The 25,704-nt window shown below is 43.4% G+C and carries 23 protein-coding genes; 11 read left to right on the forward strand and 12 right to left on the reverse strand.

Annotated elements, in window-relative coordinates; translation table 11 throughout:
• Positions 1-15 precede the first annotated feature (15 nt).
• On the forward strand, positions 16-1,530 hold the full coding sequence (glpK, locus tag TW84_RS17485) for a glycerol kinase GlpK (RefSeq protein WP_045976906.1): 1,515 nt from the start codon (positions 16-18) through the stop codon (positions 1,528-1,530).
• Positions 1,531-1,585: 55 nt separating this feature from the next.
• Here glpK and TW84_RS17490 read toward each other — a convergent pair whose 3' ends face one another.
• Both TW84_RS17490 and TW84_RS17495 read right to left on the reverse strand, forming a co-directional pair.
• Positions 1,586-1,837 (reverse strand): YgjV family protein, encoded by a 252-nt coding sequence (locus TW84_RS17490; RefSeq protein WP_045977043.1) that lies wholly within the window; start codon positions 1,835-1,837, stop codon positions 1,586-1,588.
• A gap of 292 nt (positions 1,838-2,129) precedes the next feature.
• Positions 2,130-2,450 (reverse strand): DUF496 family protein, encoded by a 321-nt coding sequence (locus tag TW84_RS17495; RefSeq protein ID WP_045976907.1) that lies wholly within the window; start codon positions 2,448-2,450, stop codon positions 2,130-2,132.
• A 193-nt stretch (positions 2,451-2,643) separates the two neighbouring features.
• Between TW84_RS17495 and TW84_RS25110 the strand changes: the two genes are divergently transcribed.
• From TW84_RS25110 to luxQ, 6 genes are all read left to right on the forward strand, one after another.
• A complete protein-coding gene (locus TW84_RS25110; RefSeq protein WP_045976908.1) occupies positions 2,644-2,838 on the forward strand; it encodes a hypothetical protein in 195 nt (64 codons plus the stop codon).
• A gap of 29 nt (positions 2,839-2,867) precedes the next feature.
• The gene (locus TW84_RS17505; RefSeq protein WP_045976909.1) at positions 2,868-3,527 is read left to right on the forward strand and encodes a YceH family protein; all 660 of its coding nucleotides are present in this window, start codon (positions 2,868-2,870) and stop codon (positions 3,525-3,527) included.
• Positions 3,527-3,844 carry a GIY-YIG nuclease family protein gene (locus TW84_RS17510; RefSeq protein ID WP_045976910.1) on the forward strand — a complete coding sequence of 106 codons (318 nt, stop codon included), beginning with the start codon at positions 3,527-3,529 and terminating at the stop codon, positions 3,842-3,844. Before TW84_RS17505 ends, TW84_RS17510 begins: the two co-directional genes overlap by 1 nt.
• 66 nt (positions 3,845-3,910) lie before the next feature.
• Positions 3,911-5,050: a conjugal transfer protein TraF gene (locus tag TW84_RS17515; protein WP_045977044.1), complete on the forward strand. Its 1,140-nt coding sequence runs from the start codon at positions 3,911-3,913 to the stop codon at positions 5,048-5,050.
• 147 nt (positions 5,051-5,197) lie between these two features.
• Positions 5,198-6,295, forward strand: a complete 1,098-nt coding sequence (locus TW84_RS17520) for an autoinducer 2-binding periplasmic protein LuxP (RefSeq protein WP_045976911.1) — start codon at positions 5,198-5,200, stop codon at positions 6,293-6,295.
• Complete coding sequence (gene luxQ / locus TW84_RS17525) at positions 6,295-8,865, forward strand: quorum-sensing autoinducer 2 sensor kinase/phosphatase LuxQ (RefSeq protein WP_045976912.1); 2,571 nt, start codon at positions 6,295-6,297, stop codon at positions 8,863-8,865. Before TW84_RS17520 ends, luxQ begins: the two co-directional genes overlap by 1 nt.
• Here the strand turns inward: luxQ and TW84_RS17530 are convergent.
• The 6 genes from TW84_RS17530 to yccS all read right to left on the reverse strand — a co-directional run bounded on the left by TW84_RS17530 (position 8,851) and on the right by yccS (position 15,580).
• Positions 8,851-9,516, reverse strand: coding sequence for a flagellar brake protein (locus TW84_RS17530; RefSeq protein ID WP_045976913.1), 666 nt, complete (start codon positions 9,514-9,516; stop codon positions 8,851-8,853). The genes luxQ and TW84_RS17530 overlap by 15 nt on opposite strands.
• A gap of 108 nt (positions 9,517-9,624) precedes the next feature.
• Entirely contained in the window at positions 9,625-11,157 is a 1,533-nt protein-coding gene (glpD, locus tag TW84_RS17535) for a glycerol-3-phosphate dehydrogenase (protein WP_045976914.1), read from the reverse strand.
• Positions 11,158-11,371: 214 nt separating this feature from the next.
• A complete protein-coding gene (locus tag TW84_RS17540; RefSeq protein ID WP_045976915.1) occupies positions 11,372-12,631 on the reverse strand; it encodes a hydroxymethylglutaryl-CoA reductase in 1,260 nt (419 codons plus the stop codon).
• Between the two features lie 88 nt (positions 12,632-12,719).
• The gene (locus TW84_RS17545; protein ID WP_045976916.1) at positions 12,720-12,998 is read right to left on the reverse strand and encodes a hypothetical protein; all 279 of its coding nucleotides are present in this window, start codon (positions 12,996-12,998) and stop codon (positions 12,720-12,722) included.
• Between the two features lie 56 nt (positions 12,999-13,054).
• Entirely contained in the window at positions 13,055-13,216 is a 162-nt protein-coding gene (locus TW84_RS24915; protein ID WP_167336332.1) for a hypothetical protein, read from the reverse strand.
• A 183-nt stretch (positions 13,217-13,399) separates the two neighbouring features.
• A complete protein-coding gene (gene yccS / locus TW84_RS17550) occupies positions 13,400-15,580 on the reverse strand; it encodes a YccS family putative transporter (protein ID WP_045976917.1) in 2,181 nt (726 codons plus the stop codon).
• Positions 15,581-15,780: 200 nt separating this feature from the next.
• On the opposite strand from yccS, the gene helD reads away from it, so the two are divergent.
• Together helD and cutA are read left to right on the forward strand one after the other, a co-directional pair.
• The gene (helD, locus tag TW84_RS17555; protein WP_045977045.1) at positions 15,781-17,847 is read left to right on the forward strand and encodes a DNA helicase IV; all 2,067 of its coding nucleotides are present in this window, start codon (positions 15,781-15,783) and stop codon (positions 17,845-17,847) included.
• Positions 17,848-17,862: 15 nt separating this feature from the next.
• Positions 17,863-18,183, forward strand: coding sequence for a divalent-cation tolerance protein CutA (gene cutA, locus TW84_RS17560; RefSeq protein WP_045976918.1), 321 nt, complete (start codon positions 17,863-17,865; stop codon positions 18,181-18,183).
• Here the strand turns inward: cutA and TW84_RS17565 are convergent.
• Entirely contained in the window at positions 18,147-18,767 is a 621-nt protein-coding gene (locus tag TW84_RS17565; protein WP_045976919.1) for a DUF2238 domain-containing protein, read from the reverse strand. The genes cutA and TW84_RS17565 overlap by 37 nt on opposite strands.
• Before the next feature lie 231 nt (positions 18,768-18,998).
• On the opposite strand from TW84_RS17565, the gene TW84_RS17570 reads away from it, so the two are divergent.
• Together TW84_RS17570 and TW84_RS17575 are read left to right on the forward strand one after the other, a co-directional pair.
• A complete protein-coding gene (locus tag TW84_RS17570) occupies positions 18,999-19,838 on the forward strand; it encodes an isopenicillin N synthase family dioxygenase (RefSeq protein ID WP_045976920.1) in 840 nt (279 codons plus the stop codon).
• A 133-nt stretch (positions 19,839-19,971) separates the two neighbouring features.
• On the forward strand, positions 19,972-20,589 hold the full coding sequence (locus tag TW84_RS17575) for a DNA-J related domain-containing protein (protein ID WP_045976921.1): 618 nt from the start codon (positions 19,972-19,974) through the stop codon (positions 20,587-20,589).
• A gap of 34 nt (positions 20,590-20,623) precedes the next feature.
• Here the strand turns inward: TW84_RS17575 and TW84_RS17580 are convergent, their stop codons facing one another.
• The 3 genes from TW84_RS17580 to fabV all read right to left on the reverse strand — a co-directional run bounded on the left by TW84_RS17580 (position 20,624) and on the right by fabV (position 25,685).
• The gene (locus TW84_RS17580) at positions 20,624-22,279 is read right to left on the reverse strand and encodes an ABC-ATPase domain-containing protein (RefSeq protein WP_045976922.1); all 1,656 of its coding nucleotides are present in this window, start codon (positions 22,277-22,279) and stop codon (positions 20,624-20,626) included.
• 71 nt (positions 22,280-22,350) lie between these two features.
• Positions 22,351-24,264: a sensor domain-containing phosphodiesterase gene (locus TW84_RS17585; protein WP_045976923.1), complete on the reverse strand. Its 1,914-nt coding sequence runs from the start codon at positions 24,262-24,264 to the stop codon at positions 22,351-22,353.
• A gap of 230 nt (positions 24,265-24,494) precedes the next feature.
• Entirely contained in the window at positions 24,495-25,685 is a 1,191-nt protein-coding gene (fabV, locus tag TW84_RS17590) for an enoyl-ACP reductase FabV (protein ID WP_045976924.1), read from the reverse strand.
• Positions 25,686-25,704: the final 19 nt, after the last annotated feature.

Here is a 25,704-nt window from a genome sequence, read left to right on the forward strand (position 1 = left end):
TAAAAGGAAATGATCATGACTGAGCAAAAATACATAGTTGCGCTAGATCAGGGCACCACAAGTTCACGTGCGGTTGTACTAGACCACGACGCCAATATTGTCAGCGTTTCTCAGCGTGAGTTTACTCAAATTTACCCACAAGCGGGCTGGGTAGAACATGATCCAATGGAAATCTATGCGACACAAAGCTCGGTGTTGGTCGAAGCTCTGGGCAAATCGGGTATTCGTAGCGACGAAGTAGCTGGTATTGGTATTACAAACCAACGTGAAACAACCATTGTTTGGAACAAAGAGACAGGCAAACCGATTTATAACGCGATTGTTTGGCAATGTCGTCGTACTGCCGCAATCTGTGAGGATCTCAAACAGCGCAATTTAGAAGAATACATTCAAGAAAATACAGGCTTAGTTTTAGATCCTTACTTCTCTGGTACCAAAATCAAATGGATCTTGGAAAACGTTGAAGGGGCGCGTGAAGATGCCGCTGCTGGTAAGCTTCTGTTCGGTACGGTTGATACCTGGTTGGTTTGGAAGATGACTCAAGGCCGTGTTCACGTCACAGACTACACTAATGCGTCACGTACGATGCTGTTTAATATCAATACACTTCAATGGGATGAGAAACTGCTTAAGGAAATGGATATTCCATTGTCTATGATGCCTGAGGTGAAGAAATCATCAGAAGTGTATGGTCAAACGAACATTGGTGGTAAAGGGGGTACGCGTATCCCAATCGCTGGTATTGCAGGAGACCAACAAGCCGCACTGTACGGTCAGATGTGCGTTAACGCAGGTCAGGCAAAAAATACCTATGGTACGGGTTGTTTCCTTCTAATGAATACTGGTCAGGAAAAAGTGACGTCTAAGAATGGTTTGCTAACCACTCTCGCTTGTGGGCCAGAGGGCGAACCAGCCTATGCATTAGAAGGTGCAGTCTTTATGGGCGGCGCATCGATCCAATGGCTACGCGATGAAATGAAGTTATTAGCAGACGCAAAAGATTCAGAGTACTTTGCGACTAAAGTTGACACATCGAATGGCGTTTATGTCGTCCCGGCCTTTACTGGTCTTGGTGCTCCATACTGGGATGCATACGCACGCGGTACCATTGTTGGACTGACTCGTGGTGTCAATTCCAACCACATTATCCGTGCCACGTTAGAAGGTATTGCTTACCAAACACGTGATGTACTCGATGCCATGCAAGCGGACTCTGGAATTAAGCTTGAAGCACTTCGTGTCGATGGTGGTGCGGTTGCTAATAATTTCTTGATGCAGTTCCAGTCGGATGTACTTGATACACAGGTACTGCGCCCTAAGGTCACTGAAGTTACTGCATTAGGTGCGGCTTATCTTGCAGGTTTGGCAGTGGGTTTCTGGAATAGCTTGGATGAAGTGGCAGACAAAGCAGAAGTGGACAAGACCTTTGCCCCTCACCACGATGAAGAAAAACGCAATCGTCGCTACAAAGGCTGGAAGCGTGCGGTGAAATGCGCACAAGCTTGGGCAGAGATGCACGACGAAGACTAAAACAAAAGGCCCCGGATGAATCCGGGGCCTTTTTATATCTGCTGATATTCATTCGTTAAGCGGCGCTTTCCGCTTCAGCGCTCTTTTTTTCGCTTTGCATCTTTGCAAGGAAGTAAATGTTAACACAAGCGATGAAGCCGTTAGTCACAACGACTGGCCATGCGTCAATCATAAGACCGTAAGCAGTAAAAAGTGCACAACCAATAAAGTTGAGTACACGTAGCTTAACGATGTCTTTCATGGTTAAAGAGATAGCTACCATGATAGATGCAGCGTAGCCTAAAATTTCAACCATATTCATATCCATAATTTGACCCTCTAAAGTTTGCCGAACCGTGTCGGTACCAATTCTTCTCATCGTGAGATATATGAGGAAGCTCCATGCCTCGAATGGTCTGAATGATTATCTAAATGAAATATAGCAGGGCTAAATGTGTGATGAAAGCCCCAGTTTTGTGTTTGTAGAAGGTTAGCGATTACGCAAACGTTTTACGTGGGTTAGTCAATTTTAATAACCAAAAATGTTGGTTATATCTCGACTTTGATTAAAAAAGCCCGCATTGTTTCATGCGGGCTTAACGTGTTAATGATGCAAAAAACTACTTCTTTTTACCTTGCAGTACTTGCTTATCTTCTTCTGTCAGTTCTCGTATACGGCGACTGATGTCACGACGCTCTTTGGAAATTTCGGCGCTTTTGATGATGTGATCATCAACGCGGTCTTCATAATCGGCTTTCATGTTCTTGATAATGGCGACAATTTCTTCTGGCGTCATATCTGGTTTGATGTAGTCCATCAGGTTGTCTAACAGGTCTACACGCTTTCGGTTATCGCGAACCTTTTTTTCATTATCAAGCAACTCGCGCTTTAGCTTATTTTTACGGCGGGCCTGAGCTACAATTTCAAATACACCACTCATAGGTTCCTTTCCTATCTTTACTTACCTTTAACTGTCAATGATTAAAACACAACATTCCTGCCGATAACAGTCTTAAGATCAATCATTACAAAGCGTTGGTGGATTTATCGCCGATCCAATTAATAGATCATTGAGTAGCAGCTATAGTTCAGGATATGATTTGACTATCAATATCAACTGCTGCCGCAATACTATGCGAACTTCTGACATTATCATTCCCAAACCTACACTCACTGAAGCACCCCAACGTTCCAGTAAACTCGTTGAAGCTTACCGCAAAGAACGCACTTGTCAGGAGATCTCCGACGTTGAATTGAATCGTAGTAAAATCGTGATGATCGATGAAAACGGAATCATGAAAAAAGTTCCCATCCTTTCTGAACATTGATTTGGGAAGATTCAAATAAGGAAATAACAATGAGTATAGAACTAAATCCTATTGAAGCCCGTGTAATTGGTTGTTTGATTGAAAAAGAAGTCACCACGCCAGATTACTATCCGTTGACCCTAAATAGCCTTACCAGCGCGTGCAATCAGAAGAGCAATCGTGAACCAGTCATGGCACTGAGTGATATTGACGTTCAACAAGCCATTGATGGACTTATCTCACGTCGTCTAGTCAGTGATGAGAGTGGGTTTAATAGTCGCGCTAGTAAGTTTCAACATCGTTTTTGTAACACTGAATTTGGTGATCTAAAACTGACTAAGCAAGAGAAAGGGATTGTTTGCTGTATGCTGCTTCGGGGTGCTCAAACTCCAGGTGAGTTGCGTACCCGTACTAACCGCTTAGCAGAATTTACGGACGTGAAAGAAGTCGAAGCTGTACTGGAACGAATGGCGGATCGAGAGGAAGGGGCTTTGGTGGTAAAATTGCCACGTGAAGCAGGTAAGCGAGAATCACGTTACATGCATTTGTTCAGTGGTGACGTGGATCTAGAAGCGATTACAGCGATAAGTTCTTCTTCTGTTCAAGCAACTGTGAACGATGATCGTGTCGAGGTCCTTGAACAAGAAGTGGCGATGCTAAAATCGGAAATGGCACAACTTCGTCAACTTGTCGAGCAACTCACTGCTTAATGTGTCAGTCAAAACAACCTGTAACGTGTTCGGATTGGTACGTGTATCTTATTCGAACACGCTTGAATGCTCTGTATTGTGGTATCACTACGGATGTTGAGCGACGCTACTCTCAACATCAATTAGGCACTGGGGCTAAAGCGTTAAAGGGAAAGGGGCCATTAACACTGGAATGGTCAGCCAAAGTCGGTCAAAGTCGTTCATTTGCCTCAAAAATAGAGTGTCGCGTCAAGAAACTCACGAAATCGCAAAAGGAGCAGTTGATTTCAGGCAGCTCAAATTTAACTGACTTTTTTGATATTGATCTGCTCAATTAAATTCCCATCTTTTTCTGAAATTTGTATTAACCTTGATTATGAGATGTCAAAAAGGTTGATATGGATATGAAATTATTGATAAAAACATCATTATTAATTGTATCTGGGTTAGCTGTCTTAACTGCGCAAGCAGCAACGGTGGTTCCCGACGCTCGTGGAAATGGCATGGGGAACGCGGGAGTCACGACTGCCGATTACGTGTTAGCGCCTTTCTACAACCCAGCTTTGGTAGCGGTATACAGAGATTCTGATAGTTTCGGTATCCTCTTTCCCGGTATTGGAGCTAGAATTCGAGATACAGATAAAACCCTTGAAACCGTTGATGATCTTCAAGATGTAATCAAACAATATGAAGCCAACTCTTCAACGTCTGGCCTCGAAGCGCAAATTAACAGTTATTTGGATCAGCTCTCAGATGATAAACCTCTGGGCGTGAACGGCGGTGTTATAGCGTCTGTTGCGTTGCCTCTGGATGCTTTTTCCACAAATTTGTTTTTGCGTGGCTACGCTGATGTCATCGCAAAAACAGATATATCTAGCGACGGGAATACTCAAACTCGCTATGAAAACTCCCGCGTAGACATGATTGCTTTCGGCTACAGTGAGTTTGGAGTGGCCATTGCTAAGCGCGTGTCTATTTCAGGACAGGATGTATCGCTTGGCATCTCACCAAAATTTCAAACCTTGCGTACCTACAAGCAAGCACTAACCGTCGAAAACTTTGATTTGAGTGATTATGATCAAAGCGAAACCAAGGAAAACGCGTTTAATTTGGATCTTGGTGCTGTATGGTTTTATCACCAGTTTCGCGCAGGAATTGCCATAAAAGACTTGTTTTCACAGGAATTACAGACTCTTGATATCAGTGGTGTGAGTACTTATAAGTTGGATACACAGGCCACCGTTTCAGGTGCCTATGCCTTGGATTACTTCGTCGCAACGGTTGACTGGGATCTCACTAAGCAAGAACGCTTTACTGACCAGAATGATGACACTCAATTTTTACGCTTTGGGATTGAAGGGAATGCGATGGGCTGGGCGCAACTTCGGTTGGGCTATGAGATTGATCTCGAGGACACATTGGACAATTCCATTACCGCTGGTGTGGGCGTTAGCCCCGGTGATTTAGTGAGTTTGGATTTAGCTGGAAGCTATGCAGGTGATAACCAATATGGCGTGTCGGGTAATCTGTCTTTTACCTTTTAATGACAATTATTCCACATTGCTTTTTTGTAAGTTAATGTTTTTAATAAGTTAATTTATTGCCGTACAGTCGACCTAGTGGAGATAAAAGAGTATTCTCTAATAAATTAAAAACTAAAGTTAGCTAGGTATCCCGTAAGAGGACAAACAATGTTTAAAATAATGCTCTCATCAATAGTGGTCGTTACATCAGCGACCAGTTATGCACACACCACGCAAGTTCTTAATGGTTACTGGCAATATGATGAGTACCTAAAATCTAACCCCGCGCAGAAACAGCTAACGGATGTGCTTTCAGAGATAGTGCGAAATGACCCTGCACCGATCATATTGAAACAAGATAAACCGGTTTCGATCGCTGTGGTTTATCCAGGGCAACAAATTTCTGATTACTGGGTGAGAAACATTCAAGCGTTTGAAACTCGCCTCGAAAAATTAGGCATTAAGTACAATATCAATCAGGTGTTCACTCGCCCTAATCTTGATGTAAGGCAGCAAAGCTTATCGTTGTTAGAGGCCGTACAAAACAAAACGGACTATCTCATTTTTACGTTAGATACGACTCGGCACCGAAAATTTATTGAGCATGTAATCAGTTCGACAAACACCAAACTCATTTTACAAAACATCACAACGCCTGTACGTGCTTGGGATGATCAACAGCCTTTCATGTATGTGGGGTTTGATCATATCAAGGGAGCTCGTCTTTTGGAGCAATATTATAAAGATACCATTCCGAAGGAGAGCCGCTATTCCGTACTTTATTTCTCTGAAGGTTACGTTAGCGATGCTCGAGGTGATACTTTTATTGAAGAGATGAGCCATCATGATTCTTATCAGTTATCTTCTTCTTATTACACAAGTGCTACTCGTGAATCAGGTTTCAATGCTGCCGTGAAAGCTATTGAGAAGGACCCGAGTATTTCTTTTATCTATGCATGCTCAACTGACGTTGCACTCGGTGCCTCTGAAGCTCTTAAATCTATGAAAAGGAGAGATATCCTCATAAACGGCTGGGGCGGAGGAAGTGCTGAACTTGAAGCGATTGAGAAGGGTGATTTGGATGTCACTGTGATGAGAATGAACGATGATACTGGTATTGCAATGGCTGAAGCCATCAAATGGGATCTAGAAGGCAAAGACGTGCCTCATGTTTATTCTGGTGACTTTGAAGTCGTCACTAACGCTGACAGCTCGGAAAAAGTGAATAAGTTAAAACAGAGAGCATTTAGGTACTCGGATCAATAATGGCATTATTATCACAGCGAGGCAGCAAAAGCCGCCTCGCCACATTACTTACCCGTTCGATATTCCTCACCATAGGGGTTCTCTCTTTGGTGATGGTATTTCAGAACTATCAGGTAAATCGCCAAGTCGTTTCCCAAGAGGTTGCGCGTTCAAAATTGCAGACGCAAAGCCTTGTGCAACAAATCTTCAACTTTAGACTTAAAGCTCTGGAGATTCAGCAAGACAGCTATAGCCGAAATGAATCATTAGTCGACGCCTTTGTCAGGTCAAATGTGACTGGGTTGGACCGATTTTTTAATGGTATTGATCAAGCTAAACCAGAACTCGCCCCAGATTTTCGTTTTATTACCTCTGAAAAAGAGATGGTCTGGGACGACTCCAATTATCAGTTTTACGGTATTTCGCCAGAGCAGTTATCACATCTAAGTAATGAAATGACCACAGGAGGGAGCTGGCATTTGTCACAGACTCCATCATTGTTGGGTACTCGTTACCTGATGATACGTCGAGTACCAATCATCAATATGATTTCTGGTGAAGTACTGGGCTATCTACACATTGGTGTAGTGCTTAACAACAACTTCGCTCTAATTAACGCGTTATTGAAAGGAGGTAATGCCGACCAAGTCCTAATGTCTGTTGGATCAGAAGTCATCGCCTCGAGCACTAAAGACAAGGACTTTCGTCATATTGACTTTTTAGAGCAATCGGCTTCTGACTTGACTGCTGGCCAATACATGGTGTCTAAAACAGATCTAACGATCAGTAACGTTGCGACTTTTCTATCTGTCTATACCATTCAAGATAACAAGCCAATTGTTACTTTAGTGCACAGCCATTATATGTGGGTGGCGCTTGCAGGATTACTATTAATCTTTATTGCGATATATAGCCGGGTCTGGTTAGGTAAGCGGGTATCCAAAGAACTGTTTAAGCTGATGAGCTATACCGAAAACACCGTTGAAGCAAAAGATACATATACATTTCCTGGATCGTCGATCGAAGAGTTTGACCAGATAGGGCATTCATTTGAACGCTCTTTTCACAGGTTAAGCGAGCAAGAGAAGCAATTTGCTGATTTGTTCAACTTCTCCCTTTCTCCGATTACTCTGTGGAATGTTGATGGTAAACTCCTGAGAATCAATCCATCTGCTGAGCGTAGTTTTAGAAGAGACACAGGTTCAGAACAGGATGATTACCATCTGTTAGTAGAAAAGCTTGGGCCGCATATTCGAATGTGTGCCAAGGGCGCGACGTTAACTGGTATTAACATTGCGATTCGAGACAAGACCTACCGCTGGAATCTATCTCCGATATTTATTGATAAAGGAATCGGAAATATCATGGCGCAAGGTCAGGACGTCACTAGCTTTGTAGAAGCAGAGATTCAAAGCCAAACCGCTAGAAAAGAGGCCGAGGAGTCGGCTCGGGTTAGGGCCGACTTCTTAGCTAAGATGAGTCATGAACTTAGAACGCCACTCAACGGTATTTTAGGCGTGTCTCAGTTGTTGAAAGGGAAGCTGTCTAATACCGAAGATATTGAGCATCTTGATGTGCTGTGTAATAGCGGCGAACACCTTCTTGCTGTACTGAATGATATTTTGGATTTTTCCAAAATTGAGCAGGGCAAATTCCATATCCAATCAGCGGATTTTAGGCTTATTGAGTTAATTAGCGCGGTTAAGAAAATTTATACGCCTCTTTGCGATGAAAAAGGTATTGGCTTCGAAGTCGACACCAATGTGAGTAATGCAACATTTGCGCACAGTGATCAGGTACGACTTAACCAGATTCTATTCAATCTAGTTAGTAATGCGATTAAATTTACTCATGAGGGGCATGTTACCGTATCACTGTATTGCAATGAAGATAATCACAACCCTCATCTCAATATCAGTGTCTCGGATACTGGTATCGGTATTGAGCGTGAGCGAATTTCGCATATTTTTGAACCGTTTGTTCAAGCCGAAACCACCACCACTAGAGAATACGGTGGGAGTGGCCTAGGTTTAGCTATTGTTCATAGCTTAGTTGAAATGTTGAATGGCCATATTGATATTGAAAGCTCCATTGGACAGGGCACTAAGTTTAGCTTGGTCGTACCAATAGAATTGACCGAGTCAGTTGAACAGATCGAAGCAAATACGTTGTTGGCAGATCCTGAGACGCTGTTTGATAGAACCCTAAAGGTGTTACTTGTTGAAGATAACCATACCAATGCGTTTATCGCTAAAGCGTTCTGTGAGAAATATGGTATGGAGGTGATTTGGGTTCAGGATGGGCACAATGCGATTAGCCATCTGAAGAAGTCAGAAAACATAGATTTAATCTTGATGGATAACCAACTGCCAAACCTCGGTGGGATTGAAACGACCAAAATTATCCGTGAGGACTTGCAGTTAGACATCCCAATATTCGCCTGTACGGCGGATGGAATGCAAGATACTAAACGTGCGTTTTTAAGTGTTGGTGCCGACTATGTGATCGTCAAGCCGATCAAAGAGCTCGCGTTGAATCAGGCGTTCATTCATTTCAAAGACGAATTCCTTACCAAACTAGAAGAGTGTTGACAACGCAGATTGCTCAAGTAGTTCTTGCTTTAGTTGGTCCGAGAGTTGAATGTTTTTATTGAATTTGACACCGAATCGATGGCCTTTCTTTTCTTTCTGAATACCGACAATCGTATATTTCAGGTCTTCTGGGAGTAGCTCATCCAGTGGAGTGTACAACTCTATCGTACTGCTTTTGCTTAATTCACTTTCACCTGAAATGAAAAATGCGCACCCAGACACTGAAAAATCAACCATCGTTGCTTTGTAGCTGACGGTATTGGATTTGATTTCAATAGGAAAATCCATAGCGTATCGCTCGTGCTCGCGTATAGGTTTGGAAGCAAAGTGCTGAGGCAAACGGAGGAAAATCAGAGGCACGGGTGAGCTGATTTGAGAAATAACAGAGGTTTTAAATGCAACGACATGGCCAAGTTTGGTGTTCGTTATTCCCCTTATCACGATTGATGCATTGTTTATTTTTCTCATGACAAGTGATTCAATCACTTTCTGAGGTAAATCAATGATGAGAAATTGATTGGTTTTGCAGCCGATGTAGTGAGTGTTAAATGGGTACTGATCGGCAGGGCCAAACTCAATGGTTGCAGAGAGTCGCATTCCAGGGATAAGTAATTTAACAAGTTCAGTTGCGGTGTCTTTTACAGAGGGCATGGTAGAAATATCTTAAGTATTATTTTAACGACATCTGTTTAAATATACTCCCTCTGTGAATAAGTGTAACTTCTGAAGCTAAAAACAGGGGGCTTAGCCCCCAATTTGTTATGCACATTGTTCGTGGATGCTGTAATCTGTTCTATCGAGATAGCTTTCAATAGCTTGATAACATTCTTGGTCGCACAATAGATGAAGCTTACTTCGGCGTTTTAAAACATCTTCCGCATTGGTGCCCAATTCATGCTTTACCAGGTAATCGATCTCTATCTGGTAAATACCCTCAGCGAACTTAATACCTAGATCTTGTTCAGTTGACACACTGGCAAGCAGTTGTTGGACTCGACTCCCATATGCGTGAAGCCAGCGCTGGCGTGTGTCATTATCGACAAATGGAACTTGCTGAGATAATCGAGTGTCCATCTCGTCCCAGTTGAAGTTTTCTCCGCCTGGAAGTGGTGCCTCTTTCGTCCACGATTCTTTCAGATTAAAGTAAGGAGAAAGGTGCTGCATCGCGGACTCAGAGAGCTTTCTGTATGTGGTTAATTTGCCGCCAAAAATAGACAGTAAAGGGGCTTCGCCTTCTTTATGATCCAACGCTAAGGTGTAATCTCGGGTGATGGCTTGCGGTGAATCAGATTCATCATCACAAAGTGGTCGGACGCCGCTAAAGTCACTAATGATATCGTCAATAGTAATTTGTTTACGAAAATGCTGGTTAGTAACATCGATCAGGTATTGTTTTTCTTCATCGCTAATCGCGACTTTACGAGGATCGCCTTTGTATTCAACATCGGTGGTACCGATCATTGAGAACTTGCCGAGATAAGGAATCACAAACACAATGCGGTTATCTTCATTTTGCATGATATAAGCTTGTTCTTCATCATGAATTTTTGGAACGATGATGTGAGAGCCCTTAATCAAGCGAATACCGTAAGGAGAGGGTAGTTTTGTGTTTTCTGTTAGAAACTCTTTAACCCAAGGGCCAGTGGCATTAACCAAAGCTTTAGCTTTTCTGAAGAAGGTCTTGCAGGTACGTTGGTCATACAGTTCAACGTGCCAGATGCCCTCGATACGCTGCGCCTTCGTTACCTGACAATAGTTGCTCACTTCTGCACCCAGCTCTTGAGCTTGGATGACGTTAAGTATTACTAGTCGCGCATCGTCAACCCAGCAATCAGAGTATTCAAAGCCCACTTTGAGTTCAGGTAAGGTAACATTCTGGTTATCTAATTGGATTTTCTTACTACTCGGTAAAGAAGTGCGCTTTCCCAGATGGTCATATAGGAATAAACCCGCTCTGATCATCCATGCAGGACGAAGAAATGGTCGGTGGGGCAACCTAAAACGCATGGGAAAAGCAATGTGTGGTGCTTTAGCAAGTAAGACTTCACGTTCTGCTAAAGCTTCACCCACCAAGCGGAATTCATAATGTTCTAGATACCTAAGTCCACCATGAATCAATTTTGAACTGGCTGAAGATGTCGCACCGGCGAAGTCCTTAGTTTCATAAAGGCCAACTTTTAGGCCACGACCAGCGGCGTCTACAGCGATACCAGCACCATTGATACCACCACCGACGACGATCAAGTCTAGTAATTCTTGTTCTTTCTGTTCTTTTAAGTAACTAATGGTCATCTTTTCGCTTCCTAATGTTCGTACGAGCATTTGTTTTTCGGAATATAATCATATTGTAGTCGGTAATGTTAGGTTTAACCTAAAGAAATATGATCTAGATCATTCATGAGAAAGGATTACGAAAGCAAAACGAAATTTTTTATGAAAAATGAAAGTTTAAAGAATAAAAAAAGCCCTCGACTAGGCGAGGGCTAACGATAAGAAAGTTCGATTGTTATCTGGCGAGCTTTTGGTGAGCTTTAGAGAAATGTCCAGCGCAAAACGCACCTACGATGGAAAGTTCACCAGCGAGACAAAGCACTGCCGATACTTCTGCTAGAGCTTTAGCATTACCTGAGCCATATAACCCCATGAGCTCTAAACAGGCTTTTTGGCTAGGTAGGTGAGTTCCTCCACCCACAGTACCCACCATGAGATTTGGCAGTGTAACGCATGCATAAAGGCCACCTTGCTTATTCATCTCCATGCGTGTGATTCCTATTGCGGACTCCGCAACACAGGCAGCATCTTGACCACAAGCAATATACAAAGCTGCTAGTGCATTGGCGTAATGTGCGTTAACCCCAATAGATCCACTTAATGCGGCTCCTGTGGTCGTCATCTGGCCAAACTTGACCATTTTTTCTGGTGTAGTGTGGAGAAATTTTTCAACCAACTCTTTTGAAAGGTTGACTTCGGCTGTGACCTTTTTGCCACGAACATGACGCAAAGTATGGGTATTAGGCTTTTTGTCTCCTGAGAGGTTGCCATCAAGGAACGCATACTCAGGTTCAATAGGTGAATGCTCAAGTATGTAATTGAAAACTTCGTTGGTCGCGATTGTGACCATATTCTGCCCAGAGGCGTCGCCAGTATAGAACTCGAATACAAGGTAAACGTGATTGCCTTCTATGTTGACGTTTATATCGTGAAGTTGTCCATGCGATGTCGTAGACTCTGCGACTTGCTTAAAATGGTCGTATTGTGTAACCACCCAAGCGACAAACCGACCAGCATCGACGAGTTGTTGAAACTCGAACACTGGTGTTCTAGTCACACCTTCATTCAATAACATGGCACTTGCACCGCCAGCGGCTGTAATCAATTGAGCACCACGGTTGTATGAAGCAACCAAGGCGGCCTCGGTCGTGGCTAGAGGTACATGATAATCGCGTTTGGCGTGGAGGCCATTGACACGCAATGGGCCCGCAACACCTACAGGTAGTTTTACTGTACCTATAAAGTGCTCGATGTTCTTGTTGTACACATCTGATTGTTGGGCTGTGACCGGATCGAGCAATGCTTCCTTGGATGTAAATGCGCCTAGTTTATCCCACCGCTTGACTATGTTCTTTTCAGAAATATAAGGGCTGGGAGTTAAACGTATTGCAGTGCGCTCGAAGTGGGGTTTGAGTTGTTGTTCAAGGTGATCGGATTGTGGCCCTTGGTTGAAAACAGTATCGTTGTCACGGTGAGACAAATTGAGTTTAGGCATGGTGAAAACAAAATGAAAATTATCAGTGGATTCTAGCGTCTCTGGGCGGGAAGACAACTGCTGTTTTACTATCGATTCAAATTTAACGCTATACGTGTATATCTAGCAGTGTTCCTATCATGTCCTGATCTCGTTGCAGAACATTAGTGCCTATATGGCTGTATTGTTCAGCTTGAGTTAGTTTGATTAAAGGCTCTATCTCTGAGGGCTCTGGTTGTTTAAATTCAACCTTGTTGAACTCATAGGAGTCGTCTTTTTGAACAGGAGGAGTATGCTGGGCCTGATTGATTTCGCGTGCAGCTTCATCTGCCATGTTCGATGACTGCGTAATCAGCTGATAGCCGGCCTGTACTGAGGAAACTGACATAGACACCCCCTGTATAATGTAAGCTTAAGGTGTATTTGCGTTTTTGGCAAGTTGTGCTAAGAAAACAGACTAGCGATGAGCTTTTGCTCTTCATCTGTAATCAGAACACGGTTCGAACCTTCCAGTGTTTCTGTAATTTCGCCTCTGAGTTTATGTAACTGTTGCGGACTCAAAGTTTTTATTTGCTGTTTGAACAGTTCAAACTGTTTAGAGTTCATAGTCTGCTGCCTCCGAATCAATCTAGACTTTTGGCTCGAAAAGCAAGAGATGCTTCCTTTCATCTTCTTACTCCCGTAAGAATCATGTCACTCTAGTTTATGGAAAAGTGGTTAAATTATGTCCGGGTAATGTCAGGGAGTGTAAAGAAAAGGTGAGGTGGGCAGCATTGCTGCCCACTTTAATTAGTGTTCATTGTTGGTAGTGTCTGAATGAGTCACGCGCACTGCGAACTTGCTTGCCAATGAATGTAATTCTGGAAGCATTCGGTATATTAGATACAATTGCTGCAAAACCATTTTTGCCGAATTGTCATCTTCTTCACGCCATTCAGCCAATCTAGCCTCTAGCGCGGGATCGTCAATTGTGGTGGTATCACAACTATCACAATGATCGTTCAACTGATTGAACAAGACATCTAGGTGCTGATGAATCACTCGGTGTGCGTCGAGCACAAGTCTATGCGTATCCTCATCATTGATTCTTGTCCTGTGCGCACCTAATGCTGAAATATAGCTTAGCAAGGCATGACTGAGTGTCAGAAAGCGAAAACTCTCGTCGACAGCGGATCGATAACGCCCTGGTTCTGCCAACATGGAACTGATGGCATTGGTCAGGTTTGCGTCGTGGTTGTGAGCACTTCTTCTTGCTATTCGATAGGTTAAACTATCTTTTTTACCAATCCGATATTGGCCGATGATCTGTGCGAGGTAGCTGCGATTTGCTTGAATTGAATCTGCCATGGCAATGTGGAGCCGTTTTGATTGCCAATCAGGCAGAATAAGAGCGACGGCGACTACTGCCAAAGCGCAGCCAATAATCGTATCGGCCAAACGTGGTAAGACAACAGCATAGCCGTCTCCAAGTTGGTGGAAGCAGAATAAAACCAACACAGTGATGAAGCCCGTTGCGTAACCATAATTTGCTAGTCGGAAAGCAAAGAACGCAACACCGGAGACGACAATAAAGACAAATTGGCTTTCCTGAGAAGGAAAAAAAGTTAACAAGGGTACACCAATCAGTAAGCCCACAATGGTGCCTAACACCCGAGCAACGAGTTTCTGTCGCGTAGCACTGTAGTTAGGCTGACATACGAACAAGGTTGTCAGCAGGATCCAGTAACCTCTTTCGATACCGAAAGCTTGGATGATGCCATAACCAGCAGTGAGAGCGATAGACATCCGAATTGCATGACGAAACAACATCGAGTCTTGATTTAGATTGGATGTGATACGTAGCCACATCGCCTTAAGTGTGTGAACCTCTGTATCATCAAGTACATCTTCCTCTAGTGCACTAGCATCGGGGTTAGTGATGTTGCTAAGTTGCTTTTCTACTGTCGCGAGGTTTTTGAAAAGGTAGCTGAGTTGATGAATAAGGGATTTCCACTGGGGATTATTTTGTTCCTGTAGATGCGTAAGAGAGCTCATTAACTCATCCAAGGCAGCGACGGAGTCCTCGTTGTGTTGATACTCTTTGCCTAATCGGATGGCTTGAGCGACGTTTCGACATGCTTTGGCTTGGGTTTCCAGTAAATGTTTAAATCTGAACAAGACATCTGAGCGTCCAAAGTGTTCAGCCAACTCCTGATAACGGTAATGACTTGAGCTGACCCGTTCATGAATATCCTGTGCAAGAAAGTAAATATTGAGAAATCGGTCGCTTGCAACATCAACATGCCCCCGTTTTGAACGGCTTAGCAATGTAGCTTTACACAGGTTTAATGCTGTGACAGTGGCTGCGTTTAGCGTCGCTTCCTTAATCCGGAATGGTTGCGGCTCTAGATTAGTTACAGGGTGGAATAACTGACTTCTTGACTCAAGGTAGTTGGCCAACTGAAGAAAAACGGTCGCTAAGCTTTGTTGAACAGGTTGCATTGGCCACAATGCTGACCAAACAATCGACATAAAAAAATACCATGCTGCGCCCGAAAGTAACATTATGGGTTGTAGCCATATGTTGGTGCTCTCATGGGCGCCTAGCATTGTATATATGGCGATAAGCAATGATCCAAACGCTATACTGGCGTATCTAGGGCCAATCGCGCCTAGCATGATAAAGCCAAATGTGGATACAAATAGCCCTAAGGCAAAGAGTATAGGGGTATCAAATAACAGCTCAATCGATAATGACGCGATGGCAAAACACGCCAATGTTAAAGTGATCGATTTGAGCCGGCCGCTGAATTTATCATCATTTTCGGCCAATGCTGCCGCAATAACGCCGAGAATGAGAGGAATGATGTAAGCGTCAATGGGGTAATACCAACTGGGAATGACCACTCCCAGCAGAGTTACCATAATAAGCAGGCTGTAGTTAATGGTTTTGTTTACCCAATAAAGGCGGAGCTGGCTAAAAAATTGCACGTTATCGATTCTTAGAGTTGCTGCAGATTAACTATTGTATCTAATAGTCAATGGTAAACTTCTGATACAGATAAAGAAACAAGTATGTTTGATTAACTTTTCTACACAGTGAGCTTAGCAGGAGATATTGACAGTATCTTTTCATTCTTCAATCCGGTTGAGTTATCATGGCAGCAATTGAATTCAAGGGCAAAACAAGAATGCAGCTAATCGCCAACAAGACTGCGCAATATCTCATCCAAAATGAGTACCATCAGGTTTCTATAGAGCCTGACTTTCTCGTATTATGTTCCGCAACTTGTGAAGAGCGAATTCCATTTAACGTTTGGAATGGCAAAGTGAAGCTCAAGCGAGGGTTGTGTTGGGGAGGCTTGCAGTTCTTTGCACACCCAGAAGATGGCCGACAGCATTCTTGGTTGATTCAGGGATTACCTTGGGAATCGTGCAGAGAGTTTGCCAGACTGGCTGTCGCCTCTTATCAGAAATGGCACCATCACCAATGTACACAGCTTAATAAATTCCTACCTGAGTGGGAAATGGAAATTCGAGGGTTTGAACGTCAACCTTCTTTTTTGACGCATTCGACCGTAAATACTTGGCTTGATAAGCTGAATCGTGATTTCTTTAGCATGGATATGGCACTTGAAGATGCCATGTTGAGAATGCCAGAAAGAATGGCCACTGTGTTACCGTGGATCGCGCAAACCGATAAAGTTATCGCCTCGCGTAATCGGGATTGGATGGTGACGGAACTTGATAATTGGAAAGTACTTTTTTCGCAAATAGAATCTTCGCCACTTAATTTGTCCCAACAACAAGCGGTTTTGCTTAATGATGATAATAACCTCGTTTTAGCTGGAGCAGGATCAGGTAAAACCAGTGTTTTAACGACAAGGGTTGCTTATCTATTACAGAGCCATCTTGCACAGGCTGAAGATATACTCATGCTTGCTTTTGGGCGAGATGCAGCTGAGGAAATGAAGCAGCGTCTTGAGAACAAAATAGGTTTGAGTGCAGAGAGTGTTACAGTAAACACATTTCATCAGTTAGGCTTAAAAGTCCTCAATCACGTTGAAAAACAGCCTGTCACTATTTCTCCCATTGCGTTAGATGACAAGCTCAAAAGTGCGTGGTGTGTTGATTGGCTTAAAAAGCACTGGATGACGCCTACGGCTTTTAAACGTTGGCAAAAACACCTTCAAAAATGGCCAATAGCCTATTTAGCTGGGGATGATGAGCTCGGCAGTCATGTAGAAAACCCCAAATTGATCGCTTGGCTAAACAAACAACTCACGCAACTTTCAGCCATGGGTTGTTCAAAGAAAGAGATCCAGCAAAAGCTAGTGGAACATAGTGATTATACGCGATTAAACAGTGAACTCGCTCTTGTATGGCCCTGTTATCAGGCATGGCTTGAGATGCTTAAATCAGAAGGCCACATTGATTTCAATATTATGATCACTCAAGCGACAAAGCATGTGAACAAAGGTAAGTTTCATTCGCCTTGGAAGTACATTATGATTGATGAATATCAGGATATTTCACCTCAACGCTTGGCCTTAGTTGAAGCATTATGTAACCAGAAGGATGAGCGCAATTGTGTGTTGTTTGCTGTAGGGGATGACTGGCAGTCCATTTACGAATTCGCGGGTGCAGATGTTGATCTGACGACAGGATTTGCAGAGCGGTTCCCGCACTCAACGATACATCACCTAGATACAACTTATCGCTTTAACAATCAGATAGGCGAAGTAGCGAACCAATTTGTACAACAAAACCCTTCTCAATTGGTTAAAGTGCTGCAAAGTCATAAAGAGCAAAAATCAAAAGCCGTTACTTTAGCGCCGAGTAGTTCCGTTGAGAAAATCTTAGATGAACTCAATCACAAAGCCAAAGGTACTCAGACAGTATTACTCCTCGGCAGAAATCATTATCACAAGCCAGAGCTTCTTTCTGAATGGCAGAAACAGTTCGCTTTGCTGTCGATTGAATTTATGACCTGCCATGCAAGTAAAGGTAAGGAAGCCGATTTTGTCATTGTACTTTCTGTTGATGAAGGTCAGTTTCCTGCTCGCGTTAAAGCTCTCCACATTGATGGCGCGCTAACGCAGTCGGGTGATACTTTCCCTTATGCTGAAGAGAGACGATTGTTTTACGTCGCGTTAACTCGAGCAAAGAAAAAGGTATGGGTAACATACACGGGACTAGGCTCTAGCTTCGTCAAAGAGCTGATTGAACAAGATTATCCGGTAATAGTTAAGAAATAAAGCGGTGAATTAAGTATGAGTGAACAGTTCTGCATTACGCTAACGACCACAAATAATGATGAAATCAAACAGAAAATCATCGACTTAATATTGAAAAAAGGACTGGCGGCCTGCATTCAGACCATGCCAGTCAATAGCCATTATATTTGGGAGGGTGAAGTGTGCTGTGACAACGAAAGTCTGTTGATCATCAAAACCAAAAAAGCCTGCTACGCGGAACTTGAACAAGTGATCGTTTCCAATCATAACTACGAGGTGCCTCAAGTTGTTCAAGTTCCTTTTAATGAAGGGTTTAATCCTTACCTTACTTGGATTGAAGAAAGCACCCGCTGCTGAGAAACCAGCAAGCATAGAGCAGTGAGCGCCCCGAGCGTATCCATAAGCATGTCTTTTTGCGCATCCCAAATATCACCCTGAGAACCTAAAAACGCGATGCCTTCGTCGCCTCCTGCGATCGCTGCGTACCACCATTCCACTATTTCATAGCCTGCAGCCAGAGACATGATTGCAAATAGAGCAAAAGCGGTTGCTAGCTTTGTGTTCATTAATTGTTTTTTGATTAAGTATTCGGCAATAGGGTACGCGTATAACCCAATAGAAAAGTGCGCCACCCGATCAAAATGGTTTCTTTCTGAACCGATTAAGTTGCTAAACCAATCAAATGGTACTTCAGCAAATGTGTATTTGGCGCCAATGGTGTGCAATGTCAGCCAGATAAACATCAGACAGTATGCGGTTTTAGAAAACTGAAATTGGCGCGATACAAGCCAGATAAGTACCAGAATAGCAATTGCGGGAATGATTTCAGCTATCCAAACTGCGCGCGAAGATGGCTCGAAAGCGGAAAACAAAAAGACCAGAACGTAGGCAGCAGTTAAACCACTTAAAAGCGAAAATGATGACCTGTTGTTAGAGTTCATTGAAAGATTTCCTGAATACATTTCTCTATATCATGCCATTTAATAAAACGGTGTTCAATTGCTCATTTGAACGTTTTCGTCAACTGATAATTAACTATTTATGTTGAAACGCTTAAACATCGCACATTTAATACTCAAACTGTCTGTTTCATTTCATCAAAGTTTGATTTACCTATATGTCACACTTAAAATCTCCGCTCAAACTATTAAATAACTACTCAAAGTAAAGCCATGAAACTGGAAACTGTCGATTACCTCGCTGAAGATGCTGCTCAGCAATTTGTTACCTCACTGCGTGAGACTGGATTCGGTGTATTGAAAAACCACCCGATTCCTAAAGAGCTTGTCGAGTCTATCTATGAGAACTGGTATCAGTTCTTTATGACTGAGCGCAAGAACGAGTTTACTTATAATGTTGAAACTCAAGACGGTTACTTCCCACCTTCAGTTTCTGAAGTAGCAAAAGGGCATACAGTTAAGGATATTAAAGAATACTTCCATGTATATCCTTGGGGTCAAATGCCAGAAGAGCTTAAAGAACAGATCATGGATTACTATGATCGTGCCAACAAGTTTGCTCAAGAGCTATTAGGTTGGGTTGAAGCTTATGCACCAAAAGATGTGCAGGAGAAATTCTCTGTTGCCTTGTCTGACATGATTGATGGGAGCGACAAAACGCTGCTGCGTGTTCTTCATTACCCACCAATGACTGGTGAAGAAGAACCAGGTGCAATCCGTGCAGCGGCGCATGAAGACATTAACCTTCTAACGGTTCTTCCAGCAGCGAACGAACCAGGTTTGCAGGTGAAGAGTAAAGAGGGTAGCTGGATCGATGTGCCATGTGATTTTGGTAGCCTGATCATTAATATTGGCGACATGCTTCAAGAAGCATCGGGTGGTTACTTCCCATCGACAACGCACCGAGTGATCAACCCAACCGGTGCACGTCAGGAAACGTCACGCATTTCGCTGCCACTGTTTCTCCACCCTAAACCAGAAGTTGTGTTGTCAGAGCGCCATACCGCCGACAGCTACTTAATGGAAAGACTACGTGAACTGGGGGTAATCTAATCCCTCGTTACTGAGAAAGGGCCAGCAATAGCTGGCTCTTTTTTTTGGGTCGCGATCCTCAAATCTGAGTTATTCACTCGACAAACGGTGCATTTTGGATTTTCATTAGAAATAAACCCCGATCAGAGTACATATGAACGAGCATCATGAAGTTGCGGCCCAGTTCCAGCAGTATATGGAAAACCCTCTACTGTGGCCTATTATGGAAATTCTCAGAAAACAGCCCTCAGGATGGAAAGTTCATACATTATCTTCCCATCTCAGCGAGCTAGAGCTACTGCCAGTGCTAGACGGTTCGCCCGAGAAAGACCTCTTCAAACGCAATTTTCTTATTATGAATGCATTGTATCAATTGCAAGAAACCTTGTACCCAGACAATTGGCTACAGGTGCAAGCGATGGATATCGTACTGATGCCTCAATCTAGAGTCTTTGGACATGAAGTTGATCATGAAGATCCTTTGCGTGATTATTATCTCGATTGGCATAATTACGAAGCAGAAGAGGGGGAAGTCAAGAGGCTGCTGAATGAGTTCTGGACTCGTTATCGTGAATTTGTCGGCAGTACTAACGGCGGTGACATGGATCGAGCGAAAGCGTTGTCGTTGTTTAAACTTCCACACGACGCGAGCCCAACGGAAATCCGCAAAACTTGGCGTAAACTTGCGCTGAAATGGCACCCCGATAGAGAAAACGGAAATAGTGATCGCTTCCGCGTACTTTGTGAAGCTTGGCATGTATTAAGGCATTGAAAAAAAGCGCCTTATTGAATAAGGCGCTTTTTCGTTAATTTGCTGATTTGAACTGCGATTTTCTCATTCGGTTCAATGCTGCCATCGTATCTACGGTGCGTGGTTTGGCCAAGTCACCCTGATTCGGCATGTTCTTAGACCAATCACCTTCAAGCATTTTCTGTATTTCCTTAGCTGGATTGTTCGACCAGCCTGGCAATTGCGCTAGCTGAAACCACAACCAACCGATGGCGTTAATTTCAGAGCTGGATTCCAGCTGCTCCAGCGCAGACAGGTCGGTAAACTCTTTACCAAATCGTAAAGAGTCGACGCCTTTTGCTGAAACGCGAAATTTACCATCGGCGAGAATTTTTTGTAGAGCAACTCGATTCAAAGATCTTGGTCGGAATGTCCTGAGCTCGTTCTCACACTCGTTGTTTCGCTCTGTAGGGTGTTGTTTTACAACTTGGCGTGCTTTTTCTGTTACATCGACGGCTTGATAATCATGCATTTGAATCACAGTATCAGCTACGTCTAGGTAATCGCCAGACCCCCCCATAACAATAACCGTTGACACGTCAAGTTCGTCACGCAACTGACCAATGCGGTCAACCAAAGGCGTGATTGGCTCGTCACCCTTACTAACTAACGCTTGCATGCGTTCATCTCGGATCATGAAGTTTGTTGCGGACGTGTCTTCGTCAATGAGAATACCTTGAACGCCAGCCTCAATTGATTCCTGTAGCCAAGCCGCCTGAGATGTTGAACCTGATGCATCTTGTGTCGTGAAATCTTCGGTATCACGTTGCATTGGAAGATGATTGATATAGTTAGAAAGATTGAGACCATGTACGCATCGACCGTCTTCTGCTCGAATTTTCATTGCATTTAGATTCGTTACAATACGCTCGCGGCCATCACCCGGAATATGGTTGTAAATGGAACGCTCTATGGCATTCAGAAGAGTAGATTTACCGTGGAATCCACCACCCACGATTAAAGTAATGCCTTTGTGGATGCCTAAACCAGTGATTTCGCCTTGGTTTGGTGTTTCGATAGTCACCTGCAAAGACTCTGGTGCAGTTAGCGCGACTGCGTCTTTCATGGGTAAATCACAGTTACCAGCAACTCGAGGTAGAACAGAACCATTACCAACGAACGCAACCAAGTTATACTCATCTAACTTACTGCGAATGAATTCTTGGTCTTCAACGATTTGACAGTGGTGAACCAGTGCATCTTTATCCAATTCACGCTCTAGTGTGGCACGACGGATAAACTTAGGTAAGTGGAAGGTCAGGATGTTGTTCGCCTTTTTACCCAATACCGAGCGGCCTTCGGCTGGCAGATTAACGCGGAATCGAAGTTCGATACCTTCGTCTGTGAATAACACGGAAGTGCTATCCATAACGGTTTGACCAGTAAGGGCGATACTTACGCTGTTCTCTTGCTTGGCGAACTCAGCAAAACTACGTGCAATGAAATCACGTGCTGCTACTTGATAGGCACAGGACGTTTCGTGTAGCCACTGCAAGCCTGTCAGTGACCATGGTCTAACCGCTCTCACTCGCGACGCTGAAGCGTAAGGGTCTGCCTGAACATGGTCGATGAAAAAGGCGTAATCGCCGAAATCATATTGACCTTTTATCTGCTGATAAGCGCGATAATTCTGTTTTTCGATTTTTTTTAACGTAGCGGTTAGCTGGTCCATAAGACGTTCTCAAGCGAGATAAACAAAGGCGAGGATTATAAGAATCGCTCGCCACAGAGTAAAGGATTAAGCTACTGATAGGTAATGTTTGTACTTCCTGGATAGTTTTGGCTCAATAGACTGGTTTCAAATTCATCGCATGGCATAGGTTTGCCGTAGAAGTAACCTTGCCCATATTCACAACCTTCGCTAATGATAAAGTTTTCTTGAGTTGCGCTTTCTATGCCTTCAACCGTAACGGCGAGGTTTAGCTTTTTAGCAACATGGATGATTGATCTGACGATCTCTTTATCTTCTTCGCTTTCGTCTAATTGTTGGACGAAACTTTTATCTACTTTAATGGCATCAAATGGAAACTTCTTCAGGTAATTAAAGGATGAGTATCCTGTGCCAAAGTCATCAAGTGACAGGGTCACTCCTAGGCGATTTAAACCGGTTAAGGTATTGAGTGCTATGGCTTCATCAGCGATCAAGCCGCTTTCCGTAATTTCAAGCTCGAGGAATTTTGCTGGTAGTTGGTAGGCATTGAGTAGATCTTCGATTTGATCTATAAAATTCGGATTCTTTAGTTGGATAGCGGATACGTTGACAGCAATCTTAAAGTCTTCTACCAGTGTCATCCAGTCCGCAGCTTTCTGAATGGCCGCTCTAAGTACGAAGCTTCCTACCTCAAAAATGAGACCATTTTGCTCAGCCATATGAATGAGAGTCTCATTGGAGATATCGCCTAAAATTGGATGTCGCCATCGAAGCAGAGCTTCAGCGCCTGTCCACTTATGTGTCATTGGTGATACTTTCGGTTGGAAGTAGAGCAACAAATCATCGTTACGAACCGCTTGGAGTAAATAGCTTTCCATCTGATTGATATGTTTCTGAATATCGGCGATGGCTTGTGAGTAATAGCTAAATTTGTGTCCCGAGTCTTTGCACGATTGCATCGCTTCAGAGGCGTATTTGAGTAGGCTCTTTGGGCACAGTGTATCCTTAGTGGTGCTTATGCCAATATAAGCATTGAGATGTAGTTTATCACCATCGATATCAAATTCGGATTGACTTATTTCAACCAGCTGATGGCATAGTGAGCCTAAATCGTTGTCGAGCTCAGAGGATTCTAGCAGTAAGACTAAATCGGTCGATGTCGGACGGGAAGTTAGGAGTTGATACTTACTTAAGTCGCCCAGTCTTTTGCTGAATTGGACCAACACGGTTTCCCACGAGCTGTAGCCGTATTTTGATTGGATCCTTCGGCCATTTGTAAAGCCAATATGAATGGCCGCCGCTTGCAGTGAAGGGCTGATGCCTACGTCTCTGATGAAGTGATCCGCTTCGTGTTCAAGGGCGGAGCGATTTAAAAATCCAGTACCTAAATCGTGTCTTTGCTGATAGCGGATTTTTTGTTCAGCGGCACGTCGTTTGTCTATTTCTTGGTTCAAAGAATAGTTGAGATCGACAAGATCCTGCGTGCGAGTGTGGACTCTGGATTTGAGCTCTAAGTTGAGGTGTTTGAGCTTTTCATTTTGATATAGAGTTTTTAGTTGTGATTCGATGGAGTCACGAAAGCTCTCAATCAGCTGTTGATAAGTTTCGGAAAAATGATTTTCCTTGTTATCAAGCACACAGATTGTGCCGAAAGTATCTCCATTTGGCCAGTTGACCGGTACGCCACAATAAGCCAACATACCAAATTTAATATCTGGATTATTTTGCCATTGAAGGTCAATTTCGGCGTTCGGAACAATGAGTTGGCTCTGTTTATTAACCACGGTTTCACAATACAAGCCTTGTCCCAAGGTTTCTGAGTCACCGACGCGATAAGGGTGTTGCCCGTTGTTGTTTGATGAGTAAACTTCGATATGTTTAGGGTAAATACGCATAACTAATGCAGCAGGCACCGACACAATCTCAGCAAGCAGGTCGACAATATTTTGCCAACCACTGGTCATTTCATCAGGAATGACCAAGTTTGTGGTATTGATTTTTGACATACATTTTTATCCCTGGCCGCTTAGCCTTCTATTTGGGCAATCCTAGCCCTTATGGTAATAATAGTCGCTAATTAGTCAGGAGCCCTAGAAGGAAGCATGATAGGGAGACAACCTTTGTTCTTATTATTAAGAAGGGCAAATGCTACGGATAAAAAAAAGCCCTGTCAGTAAAGTAGGGCGTTTGTTGTCTGTCTGTCTTACTTGTAAGACGATCACTGTAGGCAAAAACGCTACGAGATAAACTCACTCAGTTCAACGGGTTTGGTATAATCAATGTCACTAAATCCAAACCCGTTAATGTTGAGAAACTCTGTCTTGAAACCTTCATAGTCACCGATCTCTTTGAAATTGTTGTGATTCATATTTTCAAGTAGGAGACTGACTTTCGCCTGAATGTTTGTGTCTAGCTCCCAGTCATCCATTCTTATCAAGCGTTCATTGTCAACGGGAATAACGTTTCCGTTATACAGTTTTTCGCAGAATAAGCGTTGCATCTGCTGAATACATCCTTCGTGTAAGCCCTCTTTTTTCATCACCTGATAAAGCGCTAGGATGTAGGGAGAGAGTCCGGGAATAAAAACGCTCGCTTTAGTCACCAATGCTTTGCATACAGTAGCGTAAGCACCACCACTAAAGTTTGCCATTTTGAGGTTTAAGGCGTGACTAGTTTGATGTAAGTCGATTTTGGCCCGCCCGAGCGTACCATCAAGATAGATAGGATGAGTTGCTTCTGGGCCCACGTATGAAAAAGCGATGGTTTGACAACCTTGAGCGATAGACTCAGAGTTAATGAGCGTATCTATCCAAGATTCCCAATCTTCGCCTCCCATTACTCTCCGTGTTGACTCTGCTTCTTCTTCCGAAGCGGGCGTAAGTGTGGTTTCAATCCATTGGTCGCGTTCAAGGGAAATGGAGACACCAGACACGCTTTGACCTATTGGTTTAATTGTTGAACGCCAGACATCTTGGCTATTTGGTACAGGTCTAATGCCGCTGGCAACACTATAGACAACCAAATCCACTTCGCCTTCAAAATAGGTTTCAATCGCTTCTATGACTGTTGATTTTGTTTGCGGGGAAAATGCGTCACCTTGAATGTTGATCGCTACGCGGCCTTCTTTTTGTGCGTGCTTTTTGAAAAAGGTGTTATTGAAATAGCCTGCAGAGCCCACCGATTTTTCAGATGGTTCACGTTCAAATGAAACAGAAATGGTATCGGCCTCGGCACCCCCAAACGTCAAAGCAATACGTGACGCGAGTCCGAGGCCTGACGAACCACCTATTATTAATATGCGTTTAGGGGCGTTTTTGATCGGCTTGGCTTGGCGTGCGTATTCAATTTGTTGGAGAACAGATAGCTCGCATCCTAATGGGTGGGCAGAGCGAGCAATCACGCCTTCGATGACTGGTTGAATGATCATGGAAACATCCTTTTCAATA

The organism is Vibrio neptunius, from assembly GCF_000967495.1.
Taxonomy (GTDB): Bacteria; Pseudomonadota; Gammaproteobacteria; order Enterobacterales; family Vibrionaceae; genus Vibrio; species Vibrio neptunius.